15 protein-coding genes are annotated in these 15051 nt (G+C 67.2%); 4 read left to right on the top strand and 11 right to left on the bottom strand.

Going from position 1 to position 15051, the window contains the following annotated elements:
- Window positions 1–36: 36 nt before the first annotated feature.
- The 5 genes from tatC to pafA all read right to left on the bottom strand — a co-directional run bounded on the left by tatC (window position 37) and on the right by pafA (window position 4878).
- Entirely contained in the window at window positions 37–981 is a 945-nt protein-coding gene (gene tatC / locus AC0IX4_RS12730; protein ID WP_042572513.1) for a twin-arginine translocase subunit TatC, read from the bottom strand.
- Window positions 982–1012: 31 nt separating this feature from the next.
- On the bottom strand, window positions 1013–1312 hold the full coding sequence (gene tatA / locus AC0IX4_RS12725) for a Sec-independent protein translocase subunit TatA (RefSeq protein WP_042572470.1): 300 nt from the start codon (window positions 1310–1312) through the stop codon (window positions 1013–1015).
- 124 nt (window positions 1313–1436) lie between these two features.
- Window positions 1437–2405 carry a helix-turn-helix transcriptional regulator gene (locus AC0IX4_RS12720; RefSeq protein ID WP_056074837.1) on the bottom strand — a complete coding sequence of 323 codons (969 nt, stop codon included), beginning with the start codon at window positions 2403–2405 and terminating at the stop codon, window positions 1437–1439.
- Window positions 2402–3424, bottom strand: coding sequence for a helix-turn-helix transcriptional regulator (locus tag AC0IX4_RS12715; protein WP_471829180.1), 1023 nt, complete (start codon window positions 3422–3424; stop codon window positions 2402–2404). The genes AC0IX4_RS12720 and AC0IX4_RS12715 overlap by 4 nt, the downstream gene beginning before the upstream one ends.
- Before the next feature lie 95 nt (window positions 3425–3519).
- Window positions 3520–4878, bottom strand: a complete 1359-nt coding sequence (pafA, locus tag AC0IX4_RS12710) for a Pup--protein ligase (RefSeq protein ID WP_197074639.1) — start codon at window positions 4876–4878, stop codon at window positions 3520–3522.
- A 59-nt stretch (window positions 4879–4937) separates the two neighbouring features.
- Between pafA and AC0IX4_RS12705 the strand changes: the two genes are divergently transcribed.
- Window positions 4938–6425: a phosphatase PAP2 family protein gene (locus tag AC0IX4_RS12705; protein ID WP_471829178.1), complete on the top strand. Its 1488-nt coding sequence runs from the start codon at window positions 4938–4940 to the stop codon at window positions 6423–6425.
- 10 nt (window positions 6426–6435) lie between these two features.
- Here AC0IX4_RS12705 and prcA read toward each other — a convergent pair whose 3' ends face one another.
- The 4 genes from prcA to dop form a co-directional block, all read right to left on the bottom strand.
- Window positions 6436–7173 carry a proteasome subunit alpha gene (gene prcA, locus AC0IX4_RS12700; protein ID WP_471829176.1) on the bottom strand — a complete coding sequence of 246 codons (738 nt, stop codon included), beginning with the start codon at window positions 7171–7173 and terminating at the stop codon, window positions 6436–6438.
- Window positions 7170–8048 carry a proteasome subunit beta gene (gene prcB / locus AC0IX4_RS12695; RefSeq protein WP_042572475.1) on the bottom strand — a complete coding sequence of 293 codons (879 nt, stop codon included), beginning with the start codon at window positions 8046–8048 and terminating at the stop codon, window positions 7170–7172. The genes prcA and prcB overlap by 4 nt, the downstream gene beginning before the upstream one ends.
- Window positions 8045–8236 carry a ubiquitin-like protein Pup gene (locus tag AC0IX4_RS12690; protein ID WP_042572476.1) on the bottom strand — a complete coding sequence of 64 codons (192 nt, stop codon included), beginning with the start codon at window positions 8234–8236 and terminating at the stop codon, window positions 8045–8047. Before AC0IX4_RS12690 ends, prcB begins: the two co-directional genes overlap by 4 nt.
- 114 nt (window positions 8237–8350) lie before the next feature.
- Complete coding sequence (gene dop / locus AC0IX4_RS12685) at window positions 8351–9850, bottom strand: depupylase/deamidase Dop (protein WP_042572477.1); 1500 nt, start codon at window positions 9848–9850, stop codon at window positions 8351–8353.
- 74 nt (window positions 9851–9924) lie between these two features.
- Between dop and AC0IX4_RS12680 the strand changes: the two genes are divergently transcribed.
- Window positions 9925–10425, top strand: coding sequence for an NUDIX hydrolase (locus AC0IX4_RS12680; RefSeq protein WP_471829325.1), 501 nt, complete (start codon window positions 9925–9927; stop codon window positions 10423–10425).
- Between the two features lie 9 nt (window positions 10426–10434).
- Here the strand turns inward: AC0IX4_RS12680 and arc are convergent, their stop codons facing one another.
- Entirely contained in the window at window positions 10435–12234 is a 1800-nt protein-coding gene (gene arc, locus AC0IX4_RS12675; protein WP_042572478.1) for a proteasome ATPase, read from the bottom strand.
- A 116-nt stretch (window positions 12235–12350) separates the two neighbouring features.
- Entirely contained in the window at window positions 12351–13232 is an 882-nt protein-coding gene (locus AC0IX4_RS12670; RefSeq protein ID WP_471829175.1) for a tRNA (adenine-N1)-methyltransferase, read from the bottom strand.
- Window positions 13233–13375: 143 nt separating this feature from the next.
- On the opposite strand from AC0IX4_RS12670, the gene AC0IX4_RS12665 reads away from it, so the two are divergent.
- Window positions 13376–14248: a RecB family exonuclease gene (locus tag AC0IX4_RS12665; protein WP_471829324.1), complete on the top strand. Its 873-nt coding sequence runs from the start codon at window positions 13376–13378 to the stop codon at window positions 14246–14248.
- Window positions 14245–15051, top strand: coding sequence for a thioesterase family protein (locus AC0IX4_RS12660; RefSeq protein WP_471829174.1), 807 nt, complete (start codon window positions 14245–14247; stop codon window positions 15049–15051). Before AC0IX4_RS12665 ends, AC0IX4_RS12660 begins: the two co-directional genes overlap by 4 nt.

The following is a 15051-nucleotide window of genomic DNA, read 5'->3' as shown; positions in this document are numbered from 1 at the left end:
CAGGTTAGTGCGTATCCCGGAGTTGCCGCCGCCAGGTCAGAGAGTGTCGGAGTAGTCGGTGCCCGCGTCGTGGCTGCCGACGGGTGCGGGACGCGCGACGGGGGTGGTCGTCGTGTCCAGCGGGGTGGCCTCGTCGTCGTCGACGTCGTCCCACTTCTCCGGGTCGCGCTTCGCGCGTCGGCGGTCGTTGACGCGGGCGACCTGGATGGCGACCTCGACCAGGATGCTCAGTGCCACGGCGAGCGCGGTCATCGAGAAGGGGTCACCGCCCGGAGTGACGACTGCCGCGAACGCGAACATCGCGAAGATGAGTCCGCGCCGCCACCCCCGCAGCTTCTCGTAGCGCAGCACTCCGACGGCGTTGAGAGCGACGATCAGCAAGGGAATCTCGAAGCTGACGCCGAAGATGATCAACAGATTGATGACGAAGCCGAAGTACTCGGCACCGCTGAGGGCGGTGATCTGGACGTTGTCACCGATGGTGAGAAGGAAGTGCAGCGCCTTCGCGACCACCACGTAGGCGAGAATCGCGCCGGCCACGAACAGGACGGCCGCGGCTGTCACGAACGCCACCGCGTATCGACGCTCGTTGCGGTACAGACCGGGGGTGATGAACGCCCAGATCTGGTACAGCCAGATGGGGCACGCCAACACCACACCGGCCGTGATGGCCACCTTGAACCGCAGCATGAACTGCTCGAACGGACCCGTTGCCAGCAATCGGCAGGAATCGTCCTGGGTCAGGTTCGCGCGGCTTTCCTGCGGAAGCGAGCAGTACGGACCGCGCAGCAGATCGCCGAGCGACTCGATCCCGAGAATCGAGTGCGAGTACCAGAAGAAGCCCACGACAGTGGTCAGCACGATGGCGAGCATCGACCAGAGCAACCGCGTGCGGAGCTCGTACAGATGGTCTATGAGCGACATGGTGCCGTCGGGGTTGACGCGACGCTTGCGCTGACGCGGATCGAACGGAATGCGCACGGTCACTCTCTGTGTAGATCAGCAGGAACGATCAGGCAGAGCGCGGGTGCTGCTCCTGCGTCGGATCGGCGACAGTCGGGTTCACGACGCCGGGGTTGGCGACAGTCGGGTTGGCGACAGTCGGGTTCGCGGGCAGCTGCGTCTGAGGTGCAGGCGCGGCCGACGTTCCCTCGGACTTCTTGCCGTCGTTCTGCATCTCCTGCACCTCACTCTTGAAGATGCGCATGGAACGACCGAGACCGCGAGCTGCCTCGGGCAACTTCTTCGATCCGAACAGCAGCACGAGCACCACGATCAAGACGATCCAGTGCCAGGGTTGTAACGCACCCATTGAAAAACCTCCCAGTTTCGTTGGACCCGATGCTACCGGACCTACTGTCGTTCGCCGGGCTCCCGCAGCCGCTCGGAGCTGACGGTTTCCCGTCTGTTCACCCTCCGCTTCCCGAGGGTGTCCGTCAGATCTGCGCCGCTGCGCGGTAGACGTCCAGAGCATCACGCGCTCGAACGGTGACTTCCCGGACCAGCGCCGGCGGACCCAGGACCCGGACACCCGAGCCGAGGCCCAGCGCCAGACGGGACATCCAGTCGAGGGTGGCGAACCGCATCGACACCTCGATCGATCCGTCGGCCAGCTCCGACGTGCGATTCATCGGGTAGTAGTCCAGGATCCACACGTGATCGGGCGCAACGACCAACCGCGCGAGCGGAAGCGACGGATCGTCGTGGAACAGGTCGAGCGCGTCGCCGTCGTTCATGGCCCCGGCCGGAGGTGACGACGCATCCTCCCGTTCGGTGGCGGCGTCGATCCGGTCCAGTCGGAACAACCGCACACCTTCCGCGGCCCGACACCACGCCTGCAGATAACTCTGGTCGTCGACGAGGACGATGCGGATCGGATCCACCGTCCGCTCGGACACGACGTCGCGCGATGCGGAGTAGTACGTGATGTCCAGGGCGTGGCTGCGGGCGAGCGCGCCGCGCACCGTCGACACCGTGGGGCTTTCCGACGGCGGATCGACTGTCTCGTCCGACGGATCTCCGGATGCTGCGACACCGGCTGCCGCCTCGATCTTCGCGATAGCACGGTGCGCGGCCGACGGGTCCACCATGCCCGGCATCTCGACGAGAGAACGCAGGGCGATGAGAAGCGCGGTGGCCTCGGTCGACGTCAGACGCAGCGGACGGTCGATGCCCGCGGAGAACGTGACCTCGATGCTGTCCTCGGAGAAGGACAGGTCGATCAGGTCACCCGGCCCGTATCCGGGAAGGCCGCAGAGCCACAGCTGGTTGAGATCGTCCATCAGTTGCTTGGTGGTGACGCCCAGCTCCGCGGAGGCGTCGGCGGCACTGATGCCGGGATTGGCGATGAAGTAGGGCACGAGATTGAGCAGTCGCGCCAATCGCGACGACAGTCTGACGCTCATGCGAGTCCCCCCGTCGAGAGCGAGCCGGCATCTGCCGGGGCACGGTGCGCCGTCACCGACAAGGTCGCGATCACGTCGTCGCGCAGTTCCTTCGGCGACAGGACGATGGCATCGGCGCCGTGTCCGGCCACCACACGGGCGATCCAGTCCCAGGAGCGGACGGGGATGCGGACGACCGAGCCACGCCGACCGGCCAGCAGCCGCGAGTCGACCTCGTCGCCCAGGCGTCGCAGTTCGAGCCCGCGGCTTTCCGACACCCAGACGTCCGCGGTGCCGGCCACGTCGCCGCGGTCTGCGGCGCGGGCGACGATGACCGCGAGATCCACGTCGTCGGGCTTCTTCACCGACCCGACGGGACCGAAAGCCGTCACGTCGTCACCGATGCGCGACAACCGGAAGGTACGCACGGCGTCGCGGTCGGTGTCGTGGCCGACGAGGTACCACCGGCCGGAGTAGGTCACGACGCCCCACGGCTCGACCGTTCGTTCACGGAACTGCGCCGTCGGACTCGCGCGGTGCGCGAAGCGGACCGATCGGCCGGCGTCGATGGCGGCGAGCAGTTTGCCCAGAGCGGGCTCCGACCCTCGGCTCCGCGACGGGATCGCGGTGACCGCGGCCGGCGAATTGTCGGTGTCGACCTGAACTCCCGCGGCCCGCAGCTTGAGCATCGCGCTCTGCGCAGCCGACGTCAGTTCCGGGGACTCCCACAACTGGACGGCGACCGCGACGGCGGCAGCCTCGTCGCTGGCCAGATCGATGTCCGGGAGTTCGTACCGATCACGGTTGATGCGGTAGCCCTCGACGGTGGAGAACCGCGAGATCTGTCCGGTCTCGAGCGGGACGCCCAGATCACGGAGCTCGTTCTTGTCGCGTTCGAACATGCGACTGAACGCTTCGTCGCTCGCCGAGTCCTCGTAACCCGCCACGGACTCGCGGATGCGTTCGGCGGTCAGGTATTGCCGCGTCGAGAGCAGGCAGATGACCAGATTCATCAACCGCTCGACTTTGGAGATCGCCACCGCACCAGCCTAGTGGCTCGCGGCGGTCGCTCCCCTGCGCATCGCCGGGCTGTGGACGAACGGCTCGACTGCGCCGGCCTGTGGACGGACCGGCGCTACATGGAGGCGATCAGTCGCTCCACGCGCTCGTCGACGGACCGGAAGGGGTCCTTGCACAGCACGGTCCGCTGCGCCTGGTCGTTCAACTTCAAGTGCACCCAGTCGACCGTGAAGTCACGACCCGCTGCCTGCGCCGCGGAGATGAACTCGCCGCGCAACTTCGCGCGTGTCGTCTGCGGCGGCGTCTCGACGGCCTCGTCGATCTGCTCATCCTCGGTAATCCTCTTGGCGAGTCCCTTGCGCTGCAGGATGTCGAACACGCCGCGGCCGCGCTTGATGTCGTGGTACGCCAGGTCCAGCTGGGCGATCTTCGGGTCCGACAGGTCCATCGAGTACTTGTCCTGGTACCGGTCGAACAGTTTCCGCTTGATCACCCAGTCGATCTCGGTGTCGACCTTTGCGAAGTCCTGAGCCTCGACGGCGTCGAGCGTGCGACCCCACAGGTCCACCACCTGCTCGACCTGAGGATCGGGCTCCCGGTTGCGCAGATGCTCGACTGCCCGCGAGTAGTACTCGCGCTGGATCTCGAGCGCACTGGCCTGGCGGCCACCTGCGAGACGCACGGGACGTCGACCGGTCGAGTCGTGCGAGACCTCCCGGATGGCTCGAATGGGGTTGTCCAGAGCGAAGTCCCGGAACGAGACGCCCGCTTCGATCATCTCGAGGACCAGGGCCGCGGTGCCGACCTTGAGCATCGTGGTGGGTTCGGCCATGTTGGAGTCGCCCACGATCACGTGCAGGCGCCGGAACTTCTCGGCATCGGCGTGAGGCTCGTCGCGGGTGTTGATGATGGGCCTCGAGCGCGTGGTGGCCGAGGAGACACCTTCCCAGATGTGCTCGGCGCGCTGGGACAGGCAGAAGGTCGCAGCCTTCGGGGTCTGCAGAATCTTGCCGGCGCCGCAGATCAACTGGCGGGTGACCAGGAACGGGAGCAGGACGTCGGAGATGCGCGAGAACTCCCCGGCGCGGACCACGAGGTAGTTCTCGTGGCAGCCGTAGGAGTTGCCCGCGGAATCGGTGTTGTTCTTGAACAGGTAGATGTCCCCGCCGATACCTTCCTCGGCGAGTCGCTGCTCGGCGTCGATCAGAAGATCCTCGAGGACGCGCTCGCCGGCCCGGTCGTGGGTGACGAGCTGCAGGAGGCTGTCGCACTCCGCGGTGGCGTACTCGGGGTGGGACCCGACGTCGAGGTACAGCCGTGCGCCGTTCCGCAGGAAGACGTTCGAGCTTCGGCCCCAGGACACGACTCGCCGGAAGAGGTACCTGGCCACCTCGTCGGGGCTCAGTCGGCGATGTCCGTGGAACGTGCACGTCACACCGAACTCGGTCTCGATCCCCATGATTCGTCGCTGCACACTTCGACAGTACAACGGCTTCGAGTGCAGCATCGGCTGTCGCCCGTAGTGTTGCGCGGGTGAACCCCCGATCGCTGCGCGGCCGTACTCGTTCTCTCGATCTGGCGCTGGTGGACGCCAGTTTCGCGCGGCGGCCGTCGGTGGTCGATCCCGTTCTGCGTACCCTCACCGGGCTGGCCGACCACAGCGTTCTGTGGGCACTCGTCGGGGGCGCCCTGGCGGCGTCCGGTGGTCCGCGTCGACGCGGCGCGGTGCGCGGTCTCCTCGCCGTCGTCGGTGCCAGCTCGCTCGCCAACGGTGTTCTGAAGCCGCTGCTCCCCCGTGCTCGCCCCCTGGCGGCCGACGTCCCCGCGTTGCGACGGCTCCTCGCACCTCCCGTGTCGTCGTCCTTCCCGTCCGGGCACGCCGCGTCGGCGGCAGCGTTCGCCACCGGAGTCGCACTGGAGGCCCCCGTCGCAGGGCTCGTCGTCGCACCGTTGGCCGTCGCGGTGGCGTACTCGCGTGTGCACGTCGGCGTGCACTGGCCGTCGGACGTCGTCGCCGGTGCGGCGCTCGGCGCAGCGGTGGCCGTGTCCACCCGTCGCTGGTGGGCGGTGCGATCGGCGGCGTCCGCCGAACTGGGCGCACCCGGATCGGCGCCCGCACTGCCCGCGGGTCGCGGCTTGCTGGTCATGGTCAATCCCGGTGCCGGAACGCACAATTCGGACGTGGTCGCGGACGTCGCGACAGCCCTGCCGGACGCCGAGTTCTTCGAGCCGGATCCGGATCGGGACTTCACCGAGCAGCTGACCGAGGCTGCCGAGCGGACGGGGAGCGTCGCGCTGGGAGCGTGTGGCGGAGACGGAACCGTCGCGGCCACTGTCGCGGCGGCGGTCCGGACCGGACTTCCGCTCGCGGTCTTCCCGGGCGGAACCCTCAACCACTTCGCCCGAGACGTCGGTGCGGTCGACATGACCGTCACGGCCGACGCCGTCACGCACGGTGACTCGTATCGCGTCGACGTCGGGAGTGTCAGCGTCGACGGCGCGGACGCCACCCTCTTCGTCAACACCGCCAGCATCGGCGGGTATCCGGATTCGGTGCGGCTGCGGGACAAGTGGAGCCCTCGCATCGGCAAGTGGCCCGCCGCCGCCGCGGCGATGATCGCAGTTCTTGCGGTGGCCGAACCGATGGATGTCGACATCGACGGCCGCCCGGATTCGGTGTGGATGCTGTTCGTCGGAAACGGTACGTACACCCCCGGCGACCAGATCCCCATGTCGCGACCGTCGATCGCGGGCGGTGTCCTGGACGTCCGCTATCTCCGCGCCCGGATGCGCTTCTCCCGCACTCGCTTGGCCATCGCTGCCCTGACGGGAACCCTGGGGTCGTCGCCGACCTACCGTCACCTGCGCGTGCCCGCCCTGTCGGTCGCCAACAAGGGCACGCCTGTCGCCGTCGCGGTCGACGGGGAGGTAGCGAGCGAAGGCCGGACCTTCGACTACCAGGCCCGGCCTTCGCTGCTCACGCTCTACGGTCCCGGTACGCCAGTCGTCGCCCGGGGCTGATCTCGTCGGTCTACTCGGCGCTCGGCAGCAACGCGTCGAGTGCACCGCCGGAGATGCGTCGGAAAGCACGTCGGGGGCGGGTCTGTTCCAGCACGGCCACTTCCAGGCTCGCCACTTCGAGAACCCGCTTCTCCGCAGGTTCCGCCGCTGCCCCGTTCGCCGGTGTCGCGGACGTGGTGTCCTGCAGAGCGTCGACCGCCAACGCCACCGCTGCCTCGAGGCCGAGACCCGGCTGGTACTTCTCCTTCAGCGCCGTCGAGATTGGCTCGGTCGCACCACCCATGACGACGAAGTCACGTTCGTCGACGATCGAGCCGTCGTACGTGATCCGGTACAGCTGCGCCCCGGGAGCCTCACCGTAGTTCCCGACCTCGGCGACGCAGATCTCCACTTCGTACGGCTTGAGCTGCTCGGTGAAGATCGTGCCCAGCGTCTGCGCGTACGCCTTGGCCAGCGAACGACCGGTGACGTCCGCCCGGTCGTAGGTGTAGCCCTTGGTATCGGCGTGGACGATGCCGGCACGGCGAAGATTCTCGAACTCGTTGTACTTGCCCACCGCGGCGAAGCCGAGACGGTCGTACAGCTCGCTCACCTTGTGCAACGCGGACGACCGGTTCTCCGCGACGAACAGCACACCGTCGGCGTAGGTCAGGACGACGACGCTGCGTCCGCGCGCGATGCCCTTACGGGCGAGTTCCGAACGGTCGCGCATGATCTGTTCGGCTGACGCGTAGTACGGCATGGTCATCGGCGCGGTCCCCCTTCTTCCGAACGGTCCTGCAGGACCGCGCGTGCCAGTGCCTCCGAGCGCTCGGAGGTGACGAAGTTCGCTCCCCCGGCACCGATGACGACCGCCGTCGGGTAGATCCCGCGTGTCACGTCGGGACCGCCGGTGGCCGAGTCGTCGTCCGCGGCGTCGTACAGGGATTCGACGGCGACACGCAGCGCCTCGTCCTCGGTCATGCCGTCGCGGTAGAGCTTCTTCATCGCCGACTTCGCGAACAGCGAGCCCGATCCCACCGCGTGGTACCCGGCCCGTTCCTCGTACCGTCCGCCCACCACGTCGTACGAGACGATGCGGCCGGCCCGACGAGCATCCGCTGCATCGAGGTCGTATCCCACCAGGAGGGGGACGACGGCGAGACCCTGCATGGCCGCACCGAGATTTGCGCGCACCATCGACGAGAGCTTGTTCGCCTTGCCGTTGAACGTCAGCGAGACGCCCTCGATCTTCTCGTAGTGCTCGAGTTCGACGGCGAACAGACGGACCAGTTCGATAGCCATCCCGGCCGTGCCGGCGATGCCGGCAGCCGAGTAATCGTCGGTGATGTAGACCTTGTCCACGTCACGACTCGCGATCAGGTTGCCCATCGTCGCGCGTCGATCACCGGCGAGAATCACCCCGCCGTCGAAGGCGACAGCGACGATCGTCGTGCCGTGCGGTGCGATGTCGGACTGCATGGCGGCCTCCGCCGTCAGGGCGAGGTCCGAGCGGAATCTGTTCTCCGGCAACAGATGCGGCGCGTACGCACGCAGGTGGTCACTGAAGGACGAGAAGGGAGACCCGTACCGGAGGGACGTCTCGCTCTCGTAGGGACGGGAACCGGAATTGCCGTCCGTCACTGGCCACCCTTTTGCACGTAGGCGCGGACGAAGTCTTCCGCGTTCTCCTCGAGCACGTCGTCGATCTCGTCGAGAAGATCGTCCGTCTCCTCGGCGAGCTTCTCGCGGCGTTCCTGGCCGGATGCACCTTCGGCCGAACCTTCGTCGTCGTCTCCACCGCCGGAGCGTGTGGTCTGCTCTTGTGCCATAGCCGACCTCCTCGTACGTGCCGCGTGTTCTCTCGACACGCGGCGAAACTTCAGCCTACCGAGCGTGCGACCGTAGAGGGTGACAACCCACCGTGCGGTCGCCGAACCGTCGGATCAGGTGGTCAGCTGATCCACCAGTTCCGCAGCGGAGTCCACCGACTCGAGCAGAGCGCCGACATGCGCCTTGCTTCCACGCAACGGCTCCAGCGTCGGGATGCGTACGAGGGAGTCGCCTCCCAGATCGAAGATCACCGAATCCCAACTGGCGGCTGCGATGTCCCGACCGAACTTGCGCAGGCATTCGCCCCGGAAGTACGCGCGTGTGTCCGTCGGCGGGTTCGAGACGGCGTCGAGCACCTCCTGCTCGGACACCAACCGCTCCATCGAGCCGCGGGCGACGAGTCGGTTGTACAGACCCTTGTCCAGCCGGACGTCGGAATACTGGAGGTCGACCAGGTGCAGACGAGGTGCCGACCATCCCAGGTTCTCGCGGTTACGGAAACCCTCGAGCAGCCGTAGCTTGGCGGGCCAGTCGAGCAGGTTGGCGCAGTCCATGGGGTCGCGCTCGAGCTTGTCCAGGATCATCGCCCACTTCTCCACGACGTCCGCGGCGCGCGGATCCTGCTCACCCTGTCGATCGAGATGAGCCGACACCCGCTCGAGGTAGATGCGCTGCAAGGCCAGAGCCGTGAGCTCACGACCGTCGGCCAACGCCACGGTCCGTCGCAGCGTCGGATCGTGACTGATCTGGTGGACGGCGGTGACGGGGCGAGCCAACTGCAGATCCGACAGATCCACTCCCGCTTCGACGATGTCGAGGACCAGCGCGGTAGTGCCCACCTTGAGGTACGTCGCCATCTCGGCGAGGTTCGCGTCCCCGATGATCACGTGCAGCCGGCGGTACTTGTCGGCGTCGGCATGGGGTTCGTCGCGGGTGTTGATGATGCCCCGCTTGAGGGTGGTCTCGAGGCCGACCTCGACCTCGATGTAGTCCGCTCGCTGCGACAGCTGGAAGCCGGGCTCGTCTCCCGACTGACCGATGCCCACGCGTCCGGAACCGGTGAAGACCTGGCGGGACGCGAAGAACGGAGACAGCCCGGCGATGATCGCCGAGAACGGCGTTTCCCGCGACATCAGATAGTTCTCGTGCGTGCCGTACGACGCGCCCTTGCCGTCCACGTTGTTCTTGTACAACTGCAGCTTCGGCGCACCGGGCACGCTGGAGGCGTGGCGTGCAGCGGCTTCCATGACGCGCTCGCCGGCCTTGTCCCAGATGACGGCATCCAGCGGGTCCCGTACTTCGGGAGCCGAGTACTCCGGATGCGCATGGTCGACGTAGAGCCGCGCACCGTTGGTCAGGATCATGTTGGCCGCGCCGACCTCGTCGGCGTCGATGATCGGGGCGGGCCCGCTGAACCGGCCGAGGTCGAAACCTCGGGCGTCGCGCAGCGGCGACTCCACCTCGTAGTCCCACCGGGTCCGCTTCGCCCGAGGCACACCGGCAGCGGCGGCGTAGGCCAGCACCGCCTGGGTGGAGGTCAGGATCGGATTGGCGGAAGGTTCGGTCGGGGAGGAAATTCCGTACTCGACCTCGATGCCGATGATGCGCTGCATGATTTCGAGCCTATGCTATCGGCCCTGTGTGCCCCGATCGAGTGCGAACGCCGACGACTGCCTCCGACGACGAGATGGTCACTGTCTTCGACGAGAACGCGACCGTCGTCGGCTCCGCCCCACGCTCCACGGTCTATGCCGACGGGCTGTGGCACGCGAGTGCGGGAGTTCTGGTGCGGTCCACCGACGGTCGCCGCATCTACGTGCATCGACGGACGGAGACAAAATCGGTGTTCGCCGGCATGCACGACTGTCTGGCGGGAGGTGTGGTCGACGCCGGCGAGACACCACACGAAGCCGCGGTGCGGGAACTGTCGGAAGAGCTGGGCATCACCTGCGACGTCGTCGGTCCGCCCGTCGTCGGACGGTGGACGGGGCGGTCGGGGTCCGCTCGAATCCGCTGCCATCTCTTCGCCTACGTGATCCACCACGACGGCCCGATGCACCACCAGCCGTCCGAGATCTCGGACGGCTGGTGGTGGACGGACTCTCGACTTCGAGAACACCTGGGCGATCCCGAATGGCCCTTCGTTCCGGACACTCGGGCAATCGTCGAGGAGCTACTGCGTCGGTGACACGGTCGACTACAGGTACTGACCCGTGTTCGACTCGGTGTCGATGGAACGACTGGCGCTCGCGTTCTTCCCGGTGACGAGCGTGCGGATGTAGACGATCCGCTCGCCCTTCTTGCCCGAGATGCGTGCCCAGTCATCGGGATTGGTGGTGTTGGGCAGGTCCTCGTTCTCGGCGAACTCGTCGACGATGGAGTCGAAGAGGTGTCCGACGCGCAGACCCTTCGTGCCCGTGTCCAGAACGGCCTTGATCGCGTACTTCTTGGCGCGGTCGACGATGTTCTGGATCATGGCACCCGAGTTGAAGTCCTTGAAGTAGAGAACTTCCTTGTCGCCGTTGGCGTAGGTGACCTCGAGGAAACGGTTGTCGTCGCTCTCGGCGTACATGCGCTCGACGACCCGCTCGATCATCCCGCGGATGCACGCTGCACGGTCGCCGCCGAATTCGGCGAGATCGTCCGCGTTCACGGGCAACGAGTCGTCCAGGTACTTCGAGAAGATGTCCAGGGCGGACTCCGCATCCGGACGCTCGATCTTGATCTTCACGTCGAGACGTCCCGGTCGCAGGATCGCGGGGTCGATCATGTCCTCGCGATTGGATGCGCCGATGACGATGACGTTCTCGAGGCCCTCGACGCCGTCGATCTCCGCGAGGAGCTGCGGAACCACGGTGGTCTCGACGTCGGACGACACACCCGATCCACGTGTACGGAAGATCGAGTCCATCTCGTCGAAGAACACGATCACCGGGGTGCCCTCGGAGGCCTTCTCGCGCGCCCGCTGGAAGATCAGGCGGATGTGACGCTCGGTCTCACCGACGAACTTGTTCAGCAGTTCCGGGCCCTTGATGTTCAGGAAGTAGGACTTGGCGTCGCGAGCATCCTGACCGCGTGCCTCGGCGATCTTCTTCGCCAACGAGTTGGCCACGGCCTTGGCGATGAGCGTCTTGCCGCACCCGGGAGGACCGTAGAGCAGCACGCCCTTCGGCGGCCGCAACGAGTACTCACGGAACAGATCCTTGTGCAGGAACGGCAGTTCCACGGCGTCGCGAATCTGCTCGATCTGCCGGCCCAGTCCGCCGATGTCCTCGTAGCCCACATCCGGGACCTCTTCGAGAACCAGGTCTTCGACCTCGGCCTTGGGGATGCGTTCGAAGGCGTAGCCGGCCTTGGTGTCGACCAGAAGCGAGTCGCCGGGACGCAGACGACGGGACGGGCCGTCCGGATCCTCCGGTGCCTCGTCGTCGGCCATCTCCTGCAGGGGCTTGGCCAACCACACCACGCGTTCCTCGTCGGCGTGTCCGACTACCAGTGCGCGACGACCGTCCTCCAAGATCTCACGCAGCGAGCTGATCTCACCGACGCGCTCGAACTCGCACGCCTCGACGATGGTCAGCGCTTCGTTGAGGCGCACCGTCTGACCCGGACGCAGAGCGCTCGAGTCGACGTTCGGCGAGGACGTCAGTCGCATCTTGCGGCCGGAGGTGAAGACGTCGACGGTCTCGTCCTCGTAGACGTGGACCAGGACGCCGTAGCCGCTGGGCGGCGCACCGAGCCGGTCGACCTCCTCGCGGAGTGCGATCAGCTGTTGGCGTGCTTCCTTCAGCGTCTCCATGAGCTTGGTGTTGCGGATGGACAGCGTGTCGACCCGCGTCTCCAGATCACGGACGTCCGATGTTCCGGACGATCCGCTGCGCGCGGCGTCGAGCTTGCGGCGAAGTGCAGTCGCCTCGGCGCGTACCGCGTCGAGTTCTGCCAGTAGCGACGTGCGGTCGGTGTCGGCAGTGTTGTCCGGCGTGTCTGTAGGGCTCATGTAGGACTCCTCCCAAAGCGATTTCTCAACGCTACCGGGCGAAACGCAAACGTGTGTGACGTCCGTGCTCAGAGGCTACGAGGAGGGTCCGACAACGTCCGGATGAACGGCCGGTGTCAGGCGGGTTCCACCGGCGTCTTGCCCGCTCGGCGCTGGGGTTTGGGCGTGACCGTTCCCTCCGCGAGCCGCCGCGCGCTGACGAGGAAAGCGGTGTGACCTTGCATCCGATGCTCCGGGCGCACCGCGAGACCGACGACGTGCCAGCCGCGGACGATCGATTCCCATGACCGCGGCTCGGTCCAGCACTCCTGCGCACGCAGAGCCTCGACCACCTTGGAGAGCTGAGTGACCGTCGCCACATAGACGATCAGAACGCCACCCGGGACGAGCGCCCCTGCAACGGACTCGAGCGCGTCCCACGGTGCGAGCATGTCCAGGACCACCCGGTCGACCATTCCCTCGTGGCGTGCGACGTCGAAGTTCGCGACGTCGCCGATCACCAGATCCCAGTTGTCGGGTCGCCCGCCGAAGAAGGTCTCCACGTTGCGCACCGCGTGCTCGGCATGGTCGTCGCGCACCTCGTACGAGATGACGCGCCCCTCCGGGCCCACCGCCCGCAGCAGCGAACAGGTCAGAGCGCCCGACCCCGCGCCGGCCTCGAGAACCCGTGCGCCGGGGAAGACGTCGCCTTCGTGCACGATCTGCGCGGCGTCCTTGGGGTAGATGACCTGCGCCCCACGGGGCATCGACAGCACGTAGTCCACCAGCAACGGCCGCAGAGCGAGGTACGGAGTGCCGTTGACCGACTTCACCACGCTGCCCTCGTCGACACCGATGAGGTCGTCGTGACGGATGCCGCCGCGGTGGGTGTGGAACTCTTTCGCCGCGTCCAGGACCACCGTGTAGTGACGGCCCTTGCCGTCGGTCAGCTGGACGCGATCGCCGACGCGGAACGGTCCGCTCGCACGGGGCGACGGGTCGGAATCGGTCGGTTCCACGGTGGTCCTCGTTCCTGCACAGGTGTGTGCACGCCACGCGACGTGCCCAGGGAACTGTAGGGCAGATGCAGGCGCGTCCCGGAATTCGGGCATGTCGCGAATCCGGAATGTCGGGGGGCGGGCATAGTGTCGCCGACGTGAGCATCTCCACCGAACACCGTCCCTCCGTCGAACCCGCTGCTGCGACCGGCGACTCACGTCCGCGTCGACGCCCGGCACTGTCTCCGTCCCGTGCCGCCGACTACAAGCAGTGCCCGCTGCTCTACCGCTTCCGGGCGATCGATCGGCTGCCGGCACCACCGTCGAAGGCGCAGTTGCGGGGCACGCTGGTCCATTCCGCTCTGGAGAATCTGTACGGTCTGCCCGCAGCGGATCGCGTCACGGCCCGCGCGCTCGCCCTGGTGGACGATGCGTGGGCCGAGATGCTCTCGACGCACGAGTTCGCGTCGGGGCTGGTCGCGGACGAGGACCGGGCCGGCTTCCTCGCCGAGGCGCAGGCTCTCGTCGCGTCCTACTACACGCTGGAGGATCCGACGCGCTTCGATCCGGAGTCCTGCGAGCAACTCGTCGAGACCGAACTGGACGACGGGGTGCTGCTACGCGGCTACATCGACCGCATCGACGTCGCGCCGACAGGACAGGTGCGCGTCGTCGACTACAAGACGGGGCGTGCTCCGCGCGAGATCGCCGAGGCCAAGTCGCTGTTCCAGATGAAGTTCTACGCGGTGGTCCTGCGCCGCACGCGCGGGATCGTGCCCTCCCAGCTCAGGCTTCTGTTCCTGAAGGACGGTCAGATTCTGACGTACTCGCCGGACGAGGACGAGCTCCGCCGCTTCGAGCGCACTCTCTCCGCCATCTGGACAGCCATCCGCGCAGCCGGGGAGACGGGCGACTTCCGGCCCAAGCCCGGAAAGCTGTGCGGATGGTGCGACTTCCAGGCCCTGTGCCCGTCGTTCGGCGGCACCCCGCCCGAGTACCCGGGGTGGCCGAGCGAGCCGGTGGAGGTCACCGCGTGAACGAGGACGCACTCTTCGTCCGTGTCGTCGACGGCGCCGAGCGCTTCCGCGCCACCCGGCTCACCACCAGCGTGTGGGCGGAGACGATGCAGCACGGCGCTCCCCCGTCGGCACTGTTGGCGCGTGCGCTCGAGCAGTGCTCGCCGACGCCGGGCACGCGTCTGGCGCGAGTCACCATGGAAATTCTCGGACCGGTTCCTGTCGGCGAGATAACTGTTTCCGCCCGCGTCGAACGCCCCGGTCGTCGGGTCAGCATGCTGTCGGCCGAACTGGTCGCGGACCTGCCGGACGGGTCCACACGGGCGGTCGCGCGCGCCACAGCCTGGCGAGTGGCCATGACCGACACGTCCGCGGCGGGACAGACCCTCGACCCGCCGCTGGTTCCCGGCCCGGACGAGTCCGAGGCGGGCTGGGCCTTCCCGGATCACTGGCACGGCGGTTTCCTCGACAGCCTGGAGTTCCGGGGTGCCCGGCCGGTGACGGACACCGAGCCCGGGCGTGTGTGGGCACGCCCGAAGTACCCCGTGGTGGCGGGAGAGTCGACGTCGCCGATCGTGAGACTCTTCGCCGTGGCCGACATCGCCAACGGCGTCGCAGCGCTCCTCGACCCGACCGAGTGGACGTTCCTCAACACCGACCTGACGGTGCAGATCGTGCGGGAGCCCGTCGGCGAATGGGTGGGCGTGCAGGCCCGTACGGCGATCGGCGACGACGGTATCGGGCTGTGCACCTCGACCGTGTACGACGCGACGGGAGCAGTGGGCCGCACGTTCCAGACGCTCGAGGTGCGCGCCCGACGCTGA

Source organism: Rhodococcus sp. AC861 (assembly GCF_979256035.1).
Note: the sequence above shows the minus strand (reverse complement) of the source record. Positions and strands in the feature narration are given on the sequence as shown.

What these genes read in the sequence shown, in the direction of transcription:
- AC0IX4_RS12720 (WP_056074837.1), bottom strand. Translation starts at nt 2,405, where the DNA reads ATGAGCGTCAGACTGTCGTCGCGATTGGCGCGACTGCTCAATCTCGTG.
- dop (WP_042572477.1), bottom strand. Translation starts at nt 9,850, where the DNA reads ATGCAGCGCATCATCGGCATCGAGGTCGAGTACGGAATTTCCTCCCCG.
- AC0IX4_RS12680 (WP_471829325.1), top strand. Translation starts at nt 9,925, where the DNA reads ATGGTCACTGTCTTCGACGAGAACGCGACCGTCGTCGGCTCCGCCCCA.
- arc (WP_042572478.1), bottom strand. Translation starts at nt 12,234, where the DNA reads ATGAGCCCTACAGACACGCCGGACAACACTGCCGACACCGACCGCACG.
- prcA (WP_471829176.1), bottom strand. Translation starts at nt 7,173, where the DNA reads ATGACCATGCCGTACTACGCGTCAGCCGAACAGATCATGCGCGACCGT.
- tatA (WP_042572470.1), bottom strand. Translation starts at nt 1,312, where the DNA reads ATGGGTGCGTTACAACCCTGGCACTGGATCGTCTTGATCGTGGTGCTC.
- AC0IX4_RS12690 (WP_042572476.1), bottom strand. Translation starts at nt 8,236, where the DNA reads ATGGCACAAGAGCAGACCACACGCTCCGGCGGTGGAGACGACGACGAA.